The 19,515-nt window shown below is 74.5% G+C and carries 17 protein-coding genes; 4 read left to right on the top strand and 13 right to left on the bottom strand.

Annotated features, from left to right (window positions below):
* The first annotated feature begins 296 nt into the window (after positions 1 to 296).
* From ACIOC1_RS14365 to ACIOC1_RS14355, 3 genes are all read left to right on the top strand, one after another.
* Entirely contained in the window at positions 297 to 887 is a 591-nt protein-coding gene (locus ACIOC1_RS14365; RefSeq protein ID WP_355350307.1) for a lytic polysaccharide monooxygenase, read from the top strand.
* Between the two features lie 166 nt (positions 888 to 1,053).
* Positions 1,054 to 2,388, top strand: coding sequence for a hypothetical protein (locus ACIOC1_RS14360; protein WP_401854254.1), 1,335 nt, complete (start codon positions 1,054 to 1,056; stop codon positions 2,386 to 2,388).
* 293 nt (positions 2,389 to 2,681) lie between these two features.
* Complete coding sequence (locus ACIOC1_RS14355; RefSeq protein WP_401854251.1) at positions 2,682 to 3,443, top strand: class I SAM-dependent methyltransferase; 762 nt, start codon at positions 2,682 to 2,684, stop codon at positions 3,441 to 3,443.
* 34 nt (positions 3,444 to 3,477) lie between these two features.
* Here ACIOC1_RS14355 and ACIOC1_RS14350 read toward each other — a convergent pair whose 3' ends face one another.
* The 13 genes from ACIOC1_RS14350 to ACIOC1_RS14290 form a co-directional block, all read right to left on the bottom strand.
* Positions 3,478 to 4,029: a flavin reductase family protein gene (locus tag ACIOC1_RS14350; protein ID WP_355345797.1), complete on the bottom strand. Its 552-nt coding sequence runs from the start codon at positions 4,027 to 4,029 to the stop codon at positions 3,478 to 3,480.
* A gap of 74 nt (positions 4,030 to 4,103) precedes the next feature.
* Positions 4,104 to 4,910, bottom strand: a complete 807-nt coding sequence (locus tag ACIOC1_RS14345; RefSeq protein ID WP_401854248.1) for an alpha/beta hydrolase — start codon at positions 4,908 to 4,910, stop codon at positions 4,104 to 4,106.
* Positions 4,907 to 6,070, bottom strand: coding sequence for an LLM class flavin-dependent oxidoreductase (locus ACIOC1_RS14340; RefSeq protein WP_355345803.1), 1,164 nt, complete (start codon positions 6,068 to 6,070; stop codon positions 4,907 to 4,909). The genes ACIOC1_RS14345 and ACIOC1_RS14340 overlap by 4 nt, the downstream gene beginning before the upstream one ends.
* A 51-nt stretch (positions 6,071 to 6,121) precedes the next feature.
* Positions 6,122 to 7,342, bottom strand: a complete 1,221-nt coding sequence (locus tag ACIOC1_RS14335) for an acyl-CoA dehydrogenase family protein (RefSeq protein WP_391052327.1) — start codon at positions 7,340 to 7,342, stop codon at positions 6,122 to 6,124.
* Positions 7,339 to 9,846: a molybdopterin-dependent oxidoreductase gene (locus ACIOC1_RS14330; RefSeq protein ID WP_401854246.1), complete on the bottom strand. Its 2,508-nt coding sequence runs from the start codon at positions 9,844 to 9,846 to the stop codon at positions 7,339 to 7,341. Before ACIOC1_RS14330 ends, ACIOC1_RS14335 begins: the two co-directional genes overlap by 4 nt.
* Entirely contained in the window at positions 9,843 to 10,925 is a 1,083-nt protein-coding gene (locus ACIOC1_RS14325; RefSeq protein ID WP_401722616.1) for an LLM class flavin-dependent oxidoreductase, read from the bottom strand. The genes ACIOC1_RS14330 and ACIOC1_RS14325 overlap by 4 nt, the downstream gene beginning before the upstream one ends.
* Positions 10,926 to 10,970: 45 nt before the next feature.
* Positions 10,971 to 12,065 carry an ABC transporter ATP-binding protein gene (locus tag ACIOC1_RS14320; protein ID WP_401854243.1) on the bottom strand — a complete coding sequence of 365 codons (1,095 nt, stop codon included), beginning with the start codon at positions 12,063 to 12,065 and terminating at the stop codon, positions 10,971 to 10,973.
* Complete coding sequence (locus ACIOC1_RS14315) at positions 12,062 to 13,315, bottom strand: ABC transporter ATP-binding protein (protein WP_401854242.1); 1,254 nt, start codon at positions 13,313 to 13,315, stop codon at positions 12,062 to 12,064. Before ACIOC1_RS14315 ends, ACIOC1_RS14320 begins: the two co-directional genes overlap by 4 nt.
* The gene (locus tag ACIOC1_RS14310) at positions 13,299 to 14,183 is read right to left on the bottom strand and encodes an ABC transporter permease subunit (protein WP_391052338.1); all 885 of its coding nucleotides are present in this window, start codon (positions 14,181 to 14,183) and stop codon (positions 13,299 to 13,301) included. The genes ACIOC1_RS14315 and ACIOC1_RS14310 overlap by 17 nt, the downstream gene beginning before the upstream one ends.
* The gene (locus ACIOC1_RS14305; protein ID WP_355345824.1) at positions 14,180 to 15,256 is read right to left on the bottom strand and encodes an ABC transporter permease; all 1,077 of its coding nucleotides are present in this window, start codon (positions 15,254 to 15,256) and stop codon (positions 14,180 to 14,182) included. The genes ACIOC1_RS14310 and ACIOC1_RS14305 overlap by 4 nt, the downstream gene beginning before the upstream one ends.
* Positions 15,253 to 16,794 (bottom strand): ABC transporter substrate-binding protein, encoded by a 1,542-nt coding sequence (locus tag ACIOC1_RS14300; protein WP_401854239.1) that lies wholly within the window; start codon positions 16,792 to 16,794, stop codon positions 15,253 to 15,255. Before ACIOC1_RS14300 ends, ACIOC1_RS14305 begins: the two co-directional genes overlap by 4 nt.
* Positions 16,795 to 17,373: 579 nt before the next feature.
* The gene (locus ACIOC1_RS14295; RefSeq protein WP_401854237.1) at positions 17,374 to 18,300 is read right to left on the bottom strand and encodes a DsbA family protein; all 927 of its coding nucleotides are present in this window, start codon (positions 18,298 to 18,300) and stop codon (positions 17,374 to 17,376) included.
* Positions 18,297 to 18,800 (bottom strand): RrF2 family transcriptional regulator, encoded by a 504-nt coding sequence (locus ACIOC1_RS14290; RefSeq protein ID WP_401722602.1) that lies wholly within the window; start codon positions 18,798 to 18,800, stop codon positions 18,297 to 18,299. The genes ACIOC1_RS14295 and ACIOC1_RS14290 overlap by 4 nt, the downstream gene beginning before the upstream one ends.
* A 139-nt stretch (positions 18,801 to 18,939) precedes the next feature.
* Between ACIOC1_RS14290 and ACIOC1_RS14285 the strand changes: the two genes are divergently transcribed.
* The gene (locus ACIOC1_RS14285; protein ID WP_401854234.1) at positions 18,940 to 19,446 is read left to right on the top strand and encodes a cupin domain-containing protein; all 507 of its coding nucleotides are present in this window, start codon (positions 18,940 to 18,942) and stop codon (positions 19,444 to 19,446) included.
* Positions 19,447 to 19,515: the final 69 nt, after the last annotated feature.

The following is a 19,515-nucleotide window of genomic DNA, read 5'->3' as shown; positions in this document are numbered from 1 at the left end:
TCCGGGGGGGGCACCCCGTCCCCCGTGCGCCCGCCCCGGGCCCCCTCCCCCCCCGCCGGGCCGCCCCGGGGGGGGCCGGGGGGGGGGGGCCCCCCCCCCCCCGGGGCCGCCGTGCGTAGCAGACACATTGCGCCGCCGCACGGCTGATTCTTGGTGTGGACATGACTAAATCCTGGGACTAGGGTGCGACTTGGTCTAGACCTGGATCGGTGTGGTCTTGTGCCGCACGGGCAGGCCCGGGCCGCGTACGACCGTAGACATCCGCGGAACTCCCCCACGTTCTCAAGGAGTACGCCATGCGCAAGAAGATCAGTGCGGCCGTGATCGGGCTCGGCGTCGCCGGTTCGTTCGTGCTCGCCACCGGAAGCGCCAGCAGTCACGGCTACATCAGCACCCCGCCCAGCCGCCAGGCGCTGTGCGCCGCCGGGACCGTCACGAACTGCGGCGACATCCAGTACGAGCCGCAGAGCGTCGAGGGCCCCAAGGGCTTCCCGGCCGGCGGTCCCGCCGACGGCAAGATCTGCAGCGGCGCCAACAGCCGCTTCGCCCAGCTCGACGACCCGCGCAACGGCGGCTGGCCCGCCACGCACGTGACGGGCGGTCAGAGCTACACCTTCACCTGGAAGTTGACCGCCCGGCACTCGACGACCGACTTCTCGTACTACCTGACCAAGGCCGGGTACGACCCGAAGAAGCCGCTCACCCGGGCGATGCTCAACACCACGCCCTTCCTGAAGATCCCCTACAACGGCTCCCAACCGCCCGCCACCGTCGTCCACCAGGGCACGATCCCCAGCGGGCTGAGCGGCAAGCAGCTCATCGTCGGCGTCTGGACCATCGCGGACACCGCGAACGCCTTCTACTCCTGCGCCGACGTGCAGTTCTGACGCACCGTCCTGGGCCGCCGCCGTCCTGCTCCGCTGACGGCGCGTCACCGTAACGCCCGGCGTGGGCAGCCGCACCCGCGCCGCCGCGTAGGGCAGTGTCGAAGCCGGAACCGGGCCGTTCGGACGCCCGGACGGCGCGCGACACGACGACGGAGGCGGCAGCGGGATGCGGACACGACGGGGACGGCGACTGACGCGGGGCCTCGGCCCGAGGCGGGCGCGCGGCGGAGTGTTCGCCGCGGCGGCCCTCACGGCTGCGGCGGCGCTCGCCGGAACGGGAGCGGGCGCGGCTACGGCGACGGCGGCGCCCGGCGACGGGGTACGGGACTCGGCCTTCGCCCCGGTGCCGGACGCTTCCGCTGCCGCGCCCGCGCCCGGCGGCCCCGACCTGCCGGTGTGGCGCAGCCGCCGCGCGGCCGGGCCCGAGCGGGACGAGGAACTGCGCGCCGTGGCGGCCCGCGACTCGCTCGACGCGTGGTCGGTCGGCTACCGCGAGGACCCGTCGGGCGTGAACGTCCCCGTCGCCGAGCGGTTCGACGGCGCCCGGTGGAACGCCACCGGCCCGCTCGCCCACCGGCCGTCCGGCGGCGCGGCGGCGAACGGCAAGCTCGACGCCGTACTGCCGCTGTCCGCCCGTGACGTCTGGGCCGTCGGCTCCTGGAACGACGCCGCGGCGTTCCAGGACCGCTCGCTGGCCGAGCACTTCGACGGCCGCCGCTGGCAGGAGGTCCCGCTGCCCGCGGAGGCCGCCGACCGGTCGGCGTACCCGTCGGCGCTCGCGGGCACCGGCCCGGACGACCTCTGGACGGTCGGCGTCACCGCGCAGGACCGGATCGGCGCGCCGCGCCCGCTGGCGTACCACTGGAACGGGCGCGCCTGGTCGTCGGTCGCCACCCCGGAGCCTGGCGGCGACGCGCTGCTGTCGGGTGCGGCGGCCGACGGCGACGGTCGTGTCTGGGCCGTCGGCGTCGTCTACGACGCGCGGGGTGAGGGCCGCCCGCTCGTCGAGCGCTGGGACGGCGCGGCCTGGCTGATCGTGCCGACGCCGCACACCGCCGGCCGCGGCGAGTCGCTGGAGAGCGTCGCCGTGCTCGGCCCCGACGACGTGTGGGCGGTCGGTGGGAGCAGCACGCCGGACGGCACGAACTCCCCGCTGACCCTGCACTGGGACGGGCGTACGTGGACGGAGGTCGCGGCGCCCGCCGTCCACGCGGACCTGCACGGCGTCACCGCGTACGGCGAGCACGGCCTGCTCGCCGTCGGCGAGCAACAGGGCGTGGCCACACCGGCGTTCACCATGCGCTGGGACGGCGCGGCCTGGCACGCCGAGCCCGCGGCGACCGACGCGGCGGGCCAGGGTGCCTCGCTCTTCGGCGTGGCCGCCGTGCCGCACCCGCTGCCGGGCACACCCACCGCGTGGGCGGTCGGCTCGACCCTTCCCCAGTTCCAGCCGACCTGGCGGCCGATCGTCCAGGGCTACGGCGGGGTGCCGGTGCGCTGAGCGGCAGGGGCCGCCTCCGGCGCGGGACGGCCCCCCTTGCTGGCCGGCTCCTCAGGTACGGCCCGTGGCCCAGGCGCCGGTTGATCGAGGTCCGGGTGTGGTCGAGGTCCGGGTGTGATCGAGGTCCGAGGTGGTCGAGGTCGGGGCTGATGGAGGTCCGAGGTGGTCGAAGCCTGAGGTGGTCGCGGCCCGGGTGTGGTCGAGGCCCGAGCTCGGGCTGGTCGAGGTCCGAGGCGATCGAGGCACGGGTTAATCGAGTGGTCCGGCGGGCGGCCTGCGGCGATGATGCCGGGATGGAACGTGACTTCGACGCGCTGGTGGCGGAGGCCGACTCGGTGTCGGTCGACGGGTGGGACTTCTCCTGGCTGGACGGGCGGGCCACCGAGCAGCGGCCGTCGTGGGGGTATCAGCGGCGGATGGGCGAGCGTCTCGGCCGGGCGTCGGCCGCGCTCGACATCCAGACCGGCGGCGGCGAAGTGCTCGCCGGGGTGCCCGCGCTGCCGCCGCTGATGGCCGCGACCGAGTCGTGGCCGCCGAATGTGGCCAAGGCGACCGCGCTGCTGCACCCGCGCGGCGCGGTCGTCGTCGCGGACACGGACGAGCCCCCGCTGCCCTTCGCCGACGAGGCGTTCGACCTGGTGACCAGCCGCCACCCCGTGACGGTGTGGTGGGACGAGATCGCGCGCGTCCTGCGCCCCGGCGGCACGTACTTCTCCCAACAGGTCGGCCCGGCCAGCGCGTTCGAACTCGTGGAGTTCTTCCTCGGAGAGCAGCCCGACGCGGTGCGCGGCGCGCGCCACCCCGACCTGGCGCGTGCGGGCGCCGCCGCGGCCGGACTCGAGGTGGTCGACCTGCGCGCCGAGTCGCTGCGAATGGAATTCCACGACATCGGCGCGGTCGTCTACTACCTGCGCAAGGTCATCTGGATGGTCCCCGGCTTCACGGTCGCCGAGCACCGCGACACCCTGCGCGCCCTGCACGAACACATCACGTCCGAGGGGTCGTTCACGGCCACGGTGACCCGCTTCCTCATCGAGGCGCGGAAGGCGGCCTGACGCCGGGACCGCCCCCCCGCGACGCCCGTCGCGGTTACGCGCGGGGCCGGTCGGTGTGGAAGGTGCCGAACGCCCCGTCGTGGTGGACCAGCGGCGAGTCCGCGCCGGGACCGCCCGCGTCCTCCACATGGCCGACCACGAGGAAGTGGTCGCCGACGTCGTGGACGTGCACGGTACGGGCGGTCAGCCAGGCCGGCACCCCGGACAGCAGCGGCAGCCCGCCCGTGTCCGGTGTCCAGTCCACCCCGGCGAACCGGTCCACGCCACTGCGCGCGAAGCCCCGCGCCAGGTCCTCCTGGTCGGACCCGAGCAGATGCACGGCGAAACGGTCGGCCGACCTGACGGCGCCCGCCGTGGACGCCGTGGTGGACAAGTAGAAGGACACCAAGGCCGGTTCGAGGGACGCCGAGGTGAAGGACGTCGCGGTGAATCCCGCGGGACCCGGCACGGTCACGACGGTCACCGCCGTCGCCTGCCGCCGCAGCGTACGCCGCAGCAGATCGGCCGGACGTACCGCTCCGGCGGCGGAACGGGTGTGATCCACGGGTGAGTTGGTGGCAGCGGCGAGCGACGGGGTCGCGGTCATGACGGGCGGTCCTTCCGGGTCGGATGCCAGGGGAGTGGCCGGACCCCTTACGGGGCCCGGCACATGGCGGGGCGTCAGGGCGCGGCGACCGGGGTCACCGTGAGGATCGGCGGGAGCGAGGGAGCGATACGCAGCCGCTCCAGCCACTGGACGACGAGGGCGGCGACACTGCGGTGCTGGATGTCGTTGAGCACGTCGTGCCTGCCGTCCGTCACCGTGGCCAGGGTCGCCGCGGGCAGCCGCGCGGCCAGGGAGTGGGCGACGGACGGCGCGGAGACCGGATCGGCCGCTCCGTGCAGCACGAGGGCCGGGAACGGGAGCCCGGCTGTGAGCGCCGCGTCGGCGGCCTCGGCCAGCGCGCCGGGGACGGGGGCGGCGAGGGCGCCGGCGACGAACAGCGGGTCGGCGTCCAGTCGCCCCCGGTGCGTCGGGCACGCCGTGCGTACGGCCAGCTCGTCGTCCCACCCGGCCGCCGCGCCCGGTTCCGGCGCCCCGGCGAGCAGCAGCGCGTCCGGTGCGACGCCCGTACGCCCCGCGGCTGCCAGCGCGTGCAGGGCCCCGCTGTCGGAACCGGCCAGCACCAGCGGCCTGGCCGCGCCCGCCGCGATCGCTTCGACGGCGCCCGCGACCGGCTCGGGATCGCCGTCCTCGGGCACGTCGAGTACGTGGACGACATACGCGTCGGCCGCCAGCCGCCGGCCGAACCGCTCGTACACGCCCGGGTGTTCACCGCGCCCGGGGAGCAGGACGACGGTGCCGCGGTGCGCCAGGCCCGCGGCCGGGTACCAGTCCGCGACCGGCGCGGCCTCCTCCGCCGCGCTCGGAACTCGCGGGTGCACCGGGTCTCCGGTGGCCTCGGCGAGGCCGACCGGGGCGCTCATCGGGCACCGCTCACGGCGGCGACCGCGGGAGCGGAGCCGGACACGCCCGTCGCGTCCGCGTCGCGCCGGGCCACCTCGGCCCGGACCAGCGGCAGCAGGTCACGGCCGTAGTCGATCACGTCGTCCAGCGGGTCGTAGCCGCGGATCAGCAGCGTGGTGACGCCGATGTCCACGTAGTCCAGCAGCGCCTGGGCGACGGTCTCCGGCGTGCCGACCAGGGCGGTCGAATTGCCCGCCGCCCCGGTCGCCTTGGCGGTGGGGGTCCACAGCGCGCGGTCGTGCAGCTCACCCTTGGCCGCGGCGGCGAGCAGCCGCTGCGAGCCGGTGTTCTGCGGCTGGGCGTCCGGGCCGACCGGCAGGGTCGTGCGGCGGCTGCCGACGAACGAGCCTGCCGCGCCGCGGGAGTTGATGGTGTCCAGGATGCGGTGCGCGCGGTCCCACGCCTCCTCCTCGGTACGGCCGAGGATCGGCCGGAAGGAGACGCTGATCCGCGGCGGCTCGGTGCGGCCCGCCGCCTCGGCCGCGGCCCGCACGGACGCGATCTGCTCCGCCGTCTCCGCCAGCGGTTCGCCCCACAGCGCGAAGACGTCGGCGTGCTTGCCGCCGACCCGGTAGGCCGCCTCGGACGAGCCGCCGAAGTACAGCGGGATGCGGGGCTCGGTGACCGGGCGCACCTCGGAGAGGTAGTCCTCGTAGTGGTAGAAGCGGCCCTCGTGGCTGACCGGTTCCGTGCTGGTCCAGGCGGACTTGAGGATGTCGAGGTATTCGTCGGTCCGCGCGTAGCGGTCGTCCTTGCCGAGGTGGTCGCCGTCCCTGCGCTGCTCGGCGTCGTGCCCGCCGGTGATGATGTGCACCGCAGTGCGCCCGCCGGAGAACTGGTCGAGGGTGGCGAAGGTCCTGGCCGCAAGGGTCGGGGCGACGAAGCCGGGGCGGTGCGCCACCAGCAGGCCCAACCGCTCGGTGTGCGCGGCGACATGGGCGGCGACCTGCGTACCGTCGGGGCTGCCGGAGCCGTAGCCGATCAGGACGCGGTCGAAGCCCGCCTCCTCGTGGGCGAGGGCGAACCGCCGCGTGTAGTCGGGGTCGACGACCGGCCCGGACGGAGGACGGACCTCGGAGACGTCGCGGGTGCCGATCATGCCGATGAACTCAACAGGCATGGCTGCTGGGGCCTTTCGTGAGAGGGAGCGGAAGAGAAGGCGAAAAGGGGGTCAGCGGGCGGACCCGCCGAGGTCGAGGGCGGCGCGCCCGGTGCCGAGCAGCACCGAGTCGTCCTGCGGGGTGTGGACGCGGGAGCACAACACGTCCCGCAGATGGCGTTGCAGCGGGTTGTCGTTGGTCAGGCCGTTGTTGCCGATCAGCGCGACGGCCTGCTCGACCGAACCGATCGCGGCCCGGGTGCCGAGCACCTTCGCGCCGCCCGCCTCCGCGGCGGCGAGCGGATCACCGCTGTCGACGGCCTCGGCCAGCGCCGCCACCAGCCTCTCCGCACCGGCCAGTTGGACCTCGATCTCGCCGACCGCGCTCTGGAAGCGCGGCAGCGTGGCCAGCGGAGCGCCGAGCGCGCTGGGCACGCGCTCGTGCAGGAAACCGGTCAGCCACCGCTGGGCGGCGCGCGCCACGCCGAGGTAGAGCGCGGTCAGGCCCAGCGAGTTCCAGGCACCGCCGACGACGTCCCGGCCGCCGTCCTGGCCGGGCTCCGCGAGCCCGGCGGTGCGGCCGAGCGGCACACGGACCGAGTCGAACAGCACGTCGTCGCTGCGGCTGGCGCGCAGCCCCAAGTGGTTCCAGGTGGGCCGCACTTCGATGCCCGGCGAGTCGGTGCGCACCAGGAACGAACCGGTCCGCACCGGCTCCTCGTCGGTGCGCGCCCACACCATCATCCAGCGCAGCGCCACCGCGCCGGTCGAGAAGATCTTGTGCCCGGTCAGCTCCCAGTGGTCCTCGCGCCGCCGCGCGGTGGCCGCCGGAAGCCCGCCGCGTACCGGACTGCCCAGATCGGGCTCCACCCGCAGGGCGTTCACCAGCGCCGGGCGTCGCGCCGACTCGGCCAGCAGCTCGCCGTAGGTGTCCTGCGGCCAGTGCGGGGCGCGGGCCTGCGCCGCGTGCGCGAACAGCGTCATCGACGTGACCAGCGCGACCGCCGGATCGCCGCCGCCGAGCGCCCGCAGGATGCGTACGGTGTCGGCGAGACCGGCCCCCGCGCCGCCGTGGCCGCGGTCGACGGTCGCGGTGAGCAGTCCGGCGGCGTGCACGGCGGCCACGCCCTCGTGCGGGAAGCTCGCGTCCCGGTCGTGCTCACCGGCCCGCGCGGCCAGCGCCGCCGCGACCTCGGGCAGCCGGTCGTAGTCGGGTGCGGGCAGGCCGGTGGCGGCGGCGTCCGCGGGCGCGGCGGAGCCGGTGCCGGACGAGGACGCGAGGTCGGTGGTCACGGTGTGGCCTTCCTGTGGTGGGGCCGTTCGAAGTGGGGATCGCCGGGCTCGGGTGGTCCGAGGCGGCCGTACGGGCCGGGCGCGTACGTGTCAGCGGTGGCCGGTCCCGCGGCGGCCGTCGAGGGAGTCGCGTGCGCCGTACGGCCCGCGCGCGGATCGTCGGCGAAGGCGGGCGGCCGGCGGACGGTCACCTCGGGCGGCGGCCCTCCGGTCCACAACTCGACCTCGACCAGCGCGTGTTGGCCGGTGCAGCCCTGGGAGAGCCGGGAGCTGGGGATGTCGGCGGTCAGCACGTTCGGATTGCCGTGCGCGCACAGCGGCGGCTCGTGACCGGGCACCGGGTCGAACCACGCGCCGGTCGGCAGCCGTACGACACCGGGCCGTACCCGGTCGGTGAGCACCGCGCCCGCCAGGCAGGCGCCCCGGTCGTTGAAGATCCGCACCAGATCGCCGTCGCGGACCGAACGGGCCGCCGCGTCCGCCGGATGGATCCGCAGCGCCTCACGCCCGGCGACCTTGGCGTCCAGGCTCGCGGCCCCGGTGTCGAGCTGACTGTGCAGCCGGTTGGCGGGCTGGTTCGCGATCAGCAGCAGCGGCAGCCGGTCCGCGGCCGGGGCGCCCGGCCACTCGTCGGGTTCGAGCCAGGCCGGGTGGCCGGGGCAGTCGGGCAGCCCGAGGGCGGCCACCGTCGCGCTGGTCAGCTCGATCCGGCCGCTGGGGGTGGCCAGGGGCGCGCCCAGCGGGTCGGCCCTGAAGCTGGCGAAGAGCGTGCGCTCGGCGGGCTGCGGCGGCAGTTCCCACTCGCCCGCCGACCAGAAGTCCGCGAAGGCGGGCGGCTCGCCGCCCCCGGTCGCCGCCAACTCCTCGGCCCACCGCGTGTACAGGTGCTCCAGCCATCCCGCCGGGTCCCGTCCCTCGGTGAACCGCTCGCCGAATCCGAGGCGTTCGGCCAGACCGGCCAGGATCGCGTGGTCGTCGCAGGCCTCGCCGACCGGCTCGACCGCGCGGTGCATGGCGATCAGATGCGTGTCGCGCCGCCCCCCGCCGATGTCCTCGCGCTCCAGGGACGTGGTGGCGGGGAACACCAGATCGGCGTGGCGGGCGGTCGCCGTCCAGTGCGTCTCGTGCACCAGCACGGTGTCCGGCCGCCCGAAGGCGCGCCGCAGCCTGCCCAGGTCCTGATGGTGGTGGAAGGGGTTGCCGCCGGCCCAGTGCACCAGCCGGATGTCCGGGTAGCGGCGGCGCGTGCCGTCGTAGTCGTACTCCTCGCCGGGACGCAGCAGCAGGTCCGCGATCCGGGCGCAGGGGATGAACTCCGTGACGGGATTGGGCCCTTGGGGCAGATACGGCAGCCGGACCTGCGGACCGGTGTCGCCCACGTCGCCCATCGAGCCGTAGCCGTGGCCGAATCCGCCGCCCGGCAGTCCGATCTGGCCGAGCAGCGCGGCCAGCGCGAGCGCCGCCCACACCGGCTGCTCGCCGTGCTGGATGCGCTGCAACGACCAGGTGACGGTGACCAGGGTGCGCTGCCGCGCGGCGCTGCGGGCCAGGTCGCGGATTCGGTCGGCCGGGATGCCGGTGAGCGCCGCGGCCCACCGCGCGTCCTTCACCGTGCCGTCGTCGGCGCCGCGCAAATAGCGCAGGAAGGTGTCGGCCCCGGCGCAGTACCGGTCGACGAACTCCCGGTCGTACAGGCCCTCGTCGACCAGGGTGTGGGCGAGCGCCAGCATCAGCGCGGTGTCGGTCGCCGGGCGGATCGGATACCAGTCGGCGTCCAGGCCGTCCGGCAGGTCGTCGCGCAGCGGGCTGACCAGCGCGACCCGGGCACCGGCCGCGGCCAGCGCCGACAGATGGCCGGGCGTGCCGTGCCGGGTCACCCCACCGGGGGTGACATGCACGTTCTTCGCGGGGATTCCGCCGAAGGCGATGATCAGTTCGGTGTGCCCGGTGATCGTCGGCCAGGTGGACGAGGACCGCAGCACCGACTCCGCGTCGCCGACCAGATACGGCAGCAGCACCAGCGAGGTGCCCAGGCTGTACGAGTTGCGCGAGCCCGTGTAGCCGCCGAACTGCGCCAGGAACCGGTGGAGTTGGCTCTGCGCGTGGTGGAAGCGCCCCGCGCTCGCCCAGCCGTACGAGCCGCCGAACACCGCCGTGTTGCCGAACTCGTCGCGGACCCGCGCCAGTTCGGCGGCGGCCAGGTCCAGCGCCTCGTCCCAGCCGAGTTCCACGAAGGGCTCGTCGCCGCGCCCGGAGGTGGGACCGGGGCCGTGCTCCAGCCAGCCGCGCCGGGCGGCGGGCCGCCGGATCCGGGTGGCGTGCCGGAGCGAGCCCGGCACACCGCGCAGCAGCGGTGACGGCGAGGGGTCGGCGGGGTGCGGGACGGCGGTGACCGTGCCGTCCGCGTTCCGCCGTACCCCGAACGCCCCCCAGTGGGAGGTCGTCGGGGTGACCGCCCCGGCCCTCCTCCCCACCGAGGGCGCGCTCCCGGTCCCGGCGGTCATACGGCAGCCGCTCCGGTCAGCGCGGCGCCGTCGGTCTGCTCGCGGACCAGCCGCACCAGGGAACCGTAGTCGCGGGCGTCCTCCAGCGGGCTGAAGCCGCGGATCAGGAGGGTCGACACGCCCAGGCCCACGTAGTCCAGCAGCGACTCGGCGACCTGCTCGTAACTGCCCACCAGCGCGGTGGAGTTGCCCGCGGCCCCGGTGACCTTGGCGACCGCCGTCCACAGCCGCTTGTCGTGCACGTCGCCCTTGGCGGCGTATTCGAGCAGCCTGCGCGAGCCCTCCTGCGCGGTGTGGTCGAGGTTGAACGCCTTGCGCACCTCGCCCGCCTTCTCCTTCGTCAGCCGCAGGACGTCCTCGGCGCGGCGCCACGCCTCGGCCTCCGTGGCGGCCGGTATCGGGCGCAGGCTGACGCTGAACCGCGGGTCGCGGCCGTACGGCGACGCCGCCGCGCGGACCTGCCGGATGCGCTCGGCGATCCCCGCGAGCGGCTCGCCCCAGAAGGCGTACACATCCGCGTGCTTGCCGCCGACCCGCACCGCGTCACCGGACGCGCCGCCGAAGTACACCGGGATCGGATCGGCCGGGCGGACCGACGAGTAGCCGCCGCGCACGGTGTAGAACTCGCCCTCGTAGTCGAAGGGTTCTGCCGACTCCCACTCCTTGCGCACCACGTCGAGGAACTCGTCGGTGCGCCGGTAGCGGGTCGGCTTGTCGCTGAGGTCGCCGTCCCGCGCCTGGTCGGCGTCGTCGCCTCCGGTGATGACGTGCAGCGCGACCCGGCCAGGGTGGAAGGCGTCGAGCGTGGCGTACTTGCGGGCCGTGAGCGTCGGGGCGACGAAACCGGGACGGTGGGCGAGCAGCACACCGAGCCGGGTCGTACGGTTCAGGATCTGGTCGGCGACGGTGAAGCCGTCGGGGCTCGCGGAGGAGTGCGCGACCAGCACACGGTCGAAGCCGGACTCCTCGTGCGCCAGGGCCAGTTCGGTCAGGTAGCCGGGGTCGACGACAGGCCCGGACGCGGCGCCGGTCTCACTGAACTGCTGGGTGCTGGCGATGCCGATGAATTCGATGGGCACGGGGTCTCTCCCGAAGATCGTGGGGTTGCTGGTGGTGGGCGCGGGTCAGCGGGCGGCGGCGACCGGGTGGTGACAGGCGGCGGCCCGCTCGTCCGAGTGCGGCGAACTGCCCGGTTGCGTGCGGCAGTCGGCGTCCGCCAGCGGGCAGCGGTGGGCGAAGACGCAGGCGCCGGGGTCGGCCGCCCAGACCGGCACCTCACCGGGCGGCCCCGGCCGTTCGCGCCGCTTCGACGGATCGCGGTCCACGCGGGGCGCGGACGCGGTGAGCAGCGCGGTGTACGGGTGCAGCGGGCGGGCCAACACATCGGCGGTCGGGCCCTGTTCGACCAGTCGCCCCCGGTACAGCACCGCGATCCGGTCGGCGATCCCGGCCAGCGAGCTGAGGTCGTGCGAGATGACGACGACGGCCACGCCCAGGTCGCGGCGCAACTCGTCCAGCAGCCGCAGCACATGGTTGCGGTTCGAGGCGTCCAGCGCGCTGACCGGCTCGTCCGCCAGCAGCAACGCGGGCCGCGTGACGATCGCCCGCGCCAAGGACACGCGCTGACGCTGGCCGCCGGAGAGCTGGGCCGGAATCCGGCCGCCCAGGGTGCCCGCGTCGAGCCCCACCCGGTGCAGCGCCTCCGCCACCCGGCCGCGCCGCTCGGCGCGCTCCACCCCGGCGACCGCCAACGGCTCGCCCACCAGGTCGTTCACCGTCAGATCCGGGTCCAGCGACCGCAGCGGGTCCTGGAACATGTACTGCACCAGCCCGGACCGCCGGTGGTCGCGCAACTCCCGTCCGCGCAGCGCGCCGACCTCGACGCCCGCCACGCCGATCCGCCCGGCCACCACCGGCGCCAGCCCGACCACGGCCCGCGCCAGCGTCGTCTTTCCCGACCCGGTCTCGCCGATCACCCCGAGGATCTGACCGGCCGTCACCTCCAGGTCCACACCGCTCAGCACGGGGGCGCTGTGGCTGTGGCCGGGGCGCCGCTGGTAGGTGACACCGAGCCCTTCGACCTGGAGCGCGGGCGCCGACGCCCGCGTCTGGCGTTCGGCGGCGGGCACCGCGGACGGCGCGACCGGCCGCTCGATGTCCGCCGTGGGCGGGGAGACGTCGGAGACCGGCGCCGTGCGGGCCGCGGGGGTGGTGGTCATGCGGGCACCTCCTGGAGGGGCGGCGGGGACAGGGCGAGTTCCGCGGCGCGCACGCAGCGGACACGGCGGCCGTCGGCGGTCGCGGTGAGCGGCACCGGCCGCGTACGGCAGCGGTCCTCGGCGAAGGCGCAGCGGTCGGCGAACCGGCAGCCGACCGGGGCCTCGCCCGCCTCGGGCGGACGGCCGGGGATGACGGCCAGCTCGCGGCGGTTCCAGTCGCCGAGGGAGGCGACGCGCAGCAGCGCGGCGGTGTAGGGGTGCGCGGGGCGGTGGACGACGTCCTGGGTGGGGCCGTCCTCGACGATCTCGCCCGCGTAGAAGACCAGCACCCGGTCGGTGACCTCGGCGACGACGGCCAGGTCGTGGGTGACCAGCAGCAGGGCGAGACCGCGCTCGTCGCGCAACTGGGCCAGCAGATCGAGGACTTCGGCCTGCACGACGGTGTCGAGCGCCGTCGTCGCCTCGTCCGCGACGAGCAGCCGCGGATCGCAGGCGACCGCGATGGCGATCAGGACGCGTTGCAGCATGCCGCCCGACAGCTCGTGCGGGTACCGGTGGTAGACGTCGGCGGGATCACGCAGGCCGACCGAGGCGAAGAGTTCCACGGCCCGCTCGTGCGCCCGCGCCCGCTTCAGACCGAGGCGTACGCGCAGCGGCTCCGCGAGCTGGCGGCCCACGGTCAGCGCCGGGTTGAGATACGAGGCCGGGTCCTGGAAGACCGCGCCCAGCTCCACCCCGCGCAGCCGCTCCCACTGCCGCTTGTCGAGCGCGGTCAGATCGGTACCGGCCGACGAGGCGGCGCCCGACGACTTCCTGGCCGAGGACTTCGCGGCGGACGCCTTGCCGAACGACCGGCTTGTGGGCCACGAGCTTGCGGGCGACGCCTTTCCGGCCGCCGACGCACCCGCCGCCGACCCACCCGCGGCCGAGGCACCCGCGTCCGAGGCACCGGCCGTCGCCGTACCGACCGCTTCCGTACCGTCGGGATCCGCACCGGCCAGCACCGCGCTGCCCGCCGACACCTGGCAGCCGGGCGGCAGCACGCCGAGCAGCGAGCGGCAGGTCAGCGTCTTGCCGCTGCCCGACTCGCCGACGACGCCGACGGCCTCGCCCGCGTGGACGGTGAAGGACACGTCGCGGACGGCCTCGGCGCGACCGCCGGAGACGGTGATGTGCAGCCCGTCCACGGTGAGTACGGGTCCGGTCGCACCGACGGTGCGGGCACGGCCCGGCTCAGACAGCGACGACACGGTCATCGGCCTTCCTCCCCTGGGGTTCGCGGGCGGCTCGCGGCTCGGCCCCGACATCGGCGCCGCTGTCCCGTACGGCGTCCGCGAGCAGATTGAGCGCGCCGACGGTGATCATGATCAGGACGCCGGGCAGGGCGGGCGCCCACGGCTGCTGGGCGAGATAGCCCAGGTCGCTGGCGAGCATGCCGCCCCAGGTCGGGGCGGGCGGCTGGACGCCGACGCCGAGGAAGGTCAGCGAGGCGACGGTCAGCAGCGCCGTCGCCAGCGCGTGGGCCGTGGTCACGGCGATCGTCGGCAGCACCTTCGCGGCGATGTGGGTCCGCAGGATCCGGCCGCGCGAGGCGCCCATCAGCTCCGCGGCCTCCACGTACTGGGCCTGCTTCAGGCCCAGCGCGGCGGCGCGGGACACCCGGAAGAACAGCGGGGCCAGCAGCACGCCGAGCGCGAGCATCGCCTGGTTGAGGCCGTTGCCGAAGACGCCGATCGCGGCGATGGCGAAGAGCGTGAACGGCAGCGTCATCAGCGCGTCCACCGCGCGCAGCGCGGCCCACTCGAAGCCGCGGCCGAGCCACAGCGACGCGAGGCCCGGCACGACGCCGAGGACCATCGCCGCGCCGACCGACTCGACCGCGCCGAGCACGGAGCGGCCGGTGCCCGCCAGCAGCCTGCTCAGGACGTCCCTGCCGAGGTAGTCCGTCCCCAACAGGTGTGATCCGCTGGGACCTTGGAGCACCCGCGCGGTGTCCTGCGCGAGCGGGTCCTGCGGGGCGATCACCCCGCCGAGCACCGCGAGCAGGGCGACGACGGCGAGTACGGCCAGTGCGAAACGGGCGGCGGGCACCCGTCCGGTGCGGCGCAGCGTCCTCATGAGGCACCGCCACGTGACGCGCCGTCAGCGAGCGCGGCGTCTCCCGATGCCGCGTTCGCCTTGGAACGGCCCCTGCGGGCGGCCGGGTTGAGCGCCAGCAGACCGGCGTTGATCGCGATGTTGGCGAGCAGGACCACCGCCACCGTGACCAGCAGCGTGCCCTGGATGACCGGCACATCGTGCTGCTGGGCCGCCTGGAGGGAGAGCTGCGCGATACCGGGCAGGTTGAAGATCCGCTCGGTGACGACCGCGCCGCCGATCAGCATCGGCACGCTCATGCCGAGGACGGTGAGCGCGGGTCCCGCCGCGTTGCGCAGCACGTGCCCGAAGAGCACCCGCCGGGCCGACAGACCGCGCATCATCGCGCCCGTCACGTAATTCGCCCGCAACTCCCCGACCAGCGAGGCCCGTAGCTGCCGGGCCACGTTCGCGGCGGCGTCCAGGCTGAGCGCGAAGGCGGGCAGCGCCGCGAAGCGCAGCCACTGCGCCGGATCGTCACCGAAGGCGGTGTAGCCGCCGGACGGCAGCCACCCGAGCTTCACCGACACCACCGCGATCAGACCGATCGCGACGACGAAGGCCGGCAGCGTACCGAGCACCGAGCAGGCCGCCGTGATCGCGCGGTCCAGCCGCCCGCCGTTGCTGTACGCGGCGGCGATCCCGCCCGCCGCGCCGAGCAGCACGGCGATCACCAGGGCGAGACCGGCGATCGACAGGTCCACCGGCAGCGCCCGGAAGACGCTGTCGGAGACCGGGAGCGTGGTGAACCAGGAGCGCCCGAGATCGCCGGTCAGGGCGTGGCCGAGCCAGCTCACGTACTGCACCGGCAGCGGCCGGTCCAGGCCGAAGGCGTGGTTCATCCGGTCGATGTCGGCTGGCGTGGCGGTCTCGCCGAGCACCGCCGCGCCGGGGTTGGCGTTCGACAGCGCGCCGAGCCCGAAGGTCAGCAGCGACGACAGCAGGAACACGGTGGCGGTGGTGAGCACCGCGGAACCGATCGGCCGCGGCGCGATCAGCGCCCGGCGGGCCCGTGCCGACCGCCGCCGGGGCAGCGCGGCGGCGAGCGCCGTCATCCGACGGTCACCCCTTCGAAGCGCTGCACCACCGTGGTCTCGGGCAGCGCCGACACCCCGCGGGCCCTGGCGAGGATGCGCGGCACCGTGAACAGGAAGACGTTCGGCGTGGTGCGCACCGCGGTGGCGCTCGCGGCCTGGAGGACCTTCGGGTATTCGGGGGAGTCGAGCGGAGTGCGGGTCACCTTGTCGATGGCGGCGGCCAGCTCCGGCGGGGTGGTGCGGCCCGGATTCATCAACCCCTGCTCACCGAAGAGCACTTGGAACGCCTGCACGGCGGAGTCGCGGCCCGCGAACTGGTCGACGGCCAACTGCCGGTCGTGCTGGATGTAGATGATCTGGGTGAACTGCGCCTCGGGGATGACCTCGATCTTCGCGTTGATCCCGACCTTCTTGAGCTGCGCCTGGATCTGCTCGGGCTCGCCCTGCGCGGCGCCCGTGGTCAGCGTGAGGTCCAGGCCGCCCGCGTGCCCGGCCTCCGCGAGCAACCGCTTGGCCTTCTCCGGGTCGTACGGGAAGAGATTCGCGCTGGCCGGGTCGTACCCCGCGTAACCCTTCGGGAAGGGCTGGTAGCTGACCTCGCCGTGGCCGAACGCCTGGGTCTTCAGCAGCGCCTCACGGTCGATCGCGTACTTCAGCGCCTCGACCACCTTGGGGTCGTCGAACGGCGCCTTGCTGCTGTTCACATCCAGGGTGGCGACCACCATCGAGGGAATGACCTGCACTTCGAGCCCGGCCGCCTTGGCCGCCTCGACCTGGCTGCCCGGGATCTGCGCCACGTTGTACTGCCCCGACTGGAGCGCCGCGACGACCGTGGAGGCGTCGGGCAGCGGGTACAGCTCGAAGTTGTTCAGCTTGATCGAGGCCGCGTCCCAGTACGTGGGGTTGCGCCGCAGGACGGCCTTGGCGTTCTGGGTGTACGAGGTCAGCGTGAAGGGTCCCGAGCCGGCCGGTTTGGAGGCGATGCCCGCGGCGTCCGAGGTGAAGGCGGCCGGATTGACGACCATCCCGGTCTTGCCCGCCAGCAGGTTGGGGAGCTGGTAGTCCGCGTGCGTCAGGTCGATCACGACGGTCGTGGCGTTCGGCGCGGACACCGCCTTGACCGAGGTGAGCTGCGGTGCGACCAGCGACTTGGGGTCGGTACGGCCGCGGTCGAGGCTCTTCTTGACGGCGGTGGCGTCCAGCGCGGAGCCGTCGGAGAAGGTCAGTCCGGGACGGAGGGTGAAGGTCACCTGCGTGCCCAGGGCGTTGTACTTCCACGCGCTGGCGAGCGCCGGTACGGCCGCGCCGTGCGGGTCGAGCTTGGTGAGGCCCGCGTAGACCAGGGAGAGCGAGTGCACGTCCCATCCGGCGGAGGAGAAGACCGGGTCCCACGAAGTGGGCAGCGCCCAGCCCCACTTGAGGACGGAGGAGCCCGCGCTGCTCCCCGAGGTACCGCTGCCACTGCCGCAGGCCGCGAGCGCCAGGGCGGCGCCCGCGCCGAGGCCGAGCCCGAGGAAGGAACGTCTGCTCGGGGAGGTGGGAAGAGAACTGGACACGGCGGCACGATTCATGACGAGGCGTCACCTTTCGAGGGTGCGTTTCGAGGGGGTGCCCTCGACGGTGAGGGCGGCGCGACGGGGGCGGCGTACAGCGTGCCGTTCCGCTCGGCGACGGCCAGGAGACCGGCGCGCCGAGGACGGAGGCGGCACGGATCGCGGTGCGGCGCCATGGCGGCGGCACTGGGCGGTGGGCGTGACGGGGGAGTGCCGCGCCGGGGGCGGGTGCCTCAGGCGGTTACGGCGGGGGTCATGGCGTGGACGTCACGGGACGACGGGGCCACGGAAAGACGAGCGGGAGGACGCGTGGGCGGGGCGCACGGGCCTGGACACAGGCCGGCCGATCGGGGGCCTGGGGCCTGGGGTCTGCGGGGCGGTCAGGCGCCGCGCGAGGGCCACGGGCGTACGGTCAGCGACAGAGAGCGCTGCTGGTACGCAGGAAGTCCACGTAGCGGCACACCACACCGGGGTGCGTCGTAAGCATGTGCCCATCCTGACTGCCGGGGTGAGCCGATGTCAATGGACACCAAAAGGTGTCTCATTCGGTGGAACGGTGACCGCGTGCGGAAGACCCGCTGGTCAACGCGGCAGCGGGGGTACGGATACGGGGGCCGGGTATGCCGCGGCCTCGGCCGGGTGGAGCCACAGCGGGCCGTTCCCGGTGGCCACCGGGACGGCAGAGGCGGGCGGCGCGACCCCCGGCGCCAGCAGCTCCCACTCCGGCCCGGTCAGGCTGCGGTGGTACGCCAACAGGGCCTCGGCGGACGGCTGTTCGGCCGACACGGACACCCCGGGGGCGACCGCGAGCGCCGCCTCCAGATAGCTCGCCGCCGCACGCCTGCCGGGCACCACGCGACGCCCGAGCGGCCCGGTCAGCACGACGGTGGGCAGCGCGTACCGCAGCTCTCCCGACGGGGTTTCCTTGGCGGTGCCCGGATGCGGCCCCGCCGCTGTGACGGTCAGCACATCGGCCAGCGGGGCGCGCGTCTCGCGGTGGTCGGCCGTCACGGCGGCGAGGACCCGGGGGGACGCGGCGTCGGCGGCCAGGCGTACGGGGTCGAGACCGGGCACGCCCTCGGCGGCGGCCAGCGCCAGGTCCAGTGTATCGGCGGGCTCGCCGGTCACGAACATCGTCTCGCGCAGCCGCCGCAGCACCCGGTCGGCCACCTGGCCGCCCTGCGCCTCGGCCGCCTTGGCGACCAGCGAGGCGGGCCAGCTCGTCGCCGCCACCCGGCTCAGCCGCACCGCGTGCGGAGCCCCGGTGTGCCCGCTGATCTCCCGGACGAAGCCCTCGTACCACCGGGTCTCGGCCGCCGGATCGGGCGCCGGGGCGTCGTCGGTGTCGAAGAGGATGCCGAACACCCGCCGCCATGACGCCTGTTCGCCGAGCGCGGCCCGCAGCGCGCGGAAGACGGGCTCGGAGCCCCACGCCCACGGACAGAGCGGATCGGTGTACTCGGTGACCTGGAGGCGGTCGGTGCCACCGGGCTGCGGGGGACCGGTCATGCCACGCCCGCCAGGCGGTCCTCGCCCGCCGAAGGGGCGGCCGGAGCGGCGATCGAAGCGGCGTCCGGCCCGGCGGCCTGTGCGCCACCGGCCGCGGCCGACCCGGACGGCAGCAGCGCCGCGATCGTCACCCCGGCCAGCACGGCGGCGGCGCCCTCCTCGATCGTGCGCCACACACTCGGCAGGCCCGTGGCGGGCGTCGGATAGGCAAGCTCGGCCAACGGCTCGCCGCGCAGCGTGATCACCTCGCCGTCCACGGCGCGCACCACGTCGAGCAGCGTGATCTCGGCGGCGGGTCTGGTCAGCCAGTAGCCGCCCTCACAGCCGCGCTGGCTGCGCACCAGCCCCGCCCGCCGCAGCTCGCCGACCACGGACTTCAGGAATCGGAACGGAATCTCCTGCGAGGAGGCGATGGCCTCGCAGGTCAGCGGGCGGTCGATGTCGCAGGCCAGCTCCATGAGGGCCCGCGCGGCGTAGTCCGCCTTCGCGGAGATATGCATGGCTCCAGTATGGCGCGCCGGACGGCGGAAGTCGGCACCGCGGGCGGCTCCACCGGCCACGGAAGGGTGCGTCTGTGCAGGTGAGCCGTAATGGACACCTCTTGACATCTTTTCCGGGCGCCCTCTAGCGTCGTCTGCCATGAGCGATCAGCCGACCATCGCCGGTGAGGGATTCCATCCGCATCTCCCGGCCGGTTCCGACCCTTCGCACGGCTCGCTGCGCAGCCGACTGCACCACATCAAGGCCGACGGCCTCGACGGCGACACCGCGCAGACCGGCGGCATGCGGCGGTTCGCGGCGATCAGCGGCGGGACCGTCGGGTCCGAGCGGCTGTGGATGGGCCAGACCCATGTCGCCCCCGCCACCGCCTCCTCCGACCACCACCACGGCGAGTCGGAGACCGCGATCTATGTCGTCAGCGGACGGCCGGAGTTCGTCTTCGTGGACGACTCCGGCGGCGAGCCCGAGGAGGTACGGCTGCGCGCCGCGCCCGGCGACTACATCTTCGTACCCCCCTTCGTGCCGCACCGCGAGGAGAACCCGGACAACTCCGAGGAGGCCGTGGTCGTCATCGCCCGCAGCACCCAGGAGGCGATCGTGGTGAACCTCCCGAGCCTGTACGCGCTTCCGGGTGACGGCTCCTGACGAGCCGTCACCCGGAAGGTCACGCGAAGCGGTCACCGGGGCCGGTCACCGAGACCGGTCACCGGGGCC

It is taken from the genome of Streptomyces sp. NPDC088197 (genome assembly GCF_044741185.1).
Lineage (GTDB): Bacteria > Actinomycetota > Actinomycetes > Streptomycetales > Streptomycetaceae > Actinacidiphila.
This window is presented reverse-complemented; position numbering and strand designations above follow the sequence as displayed.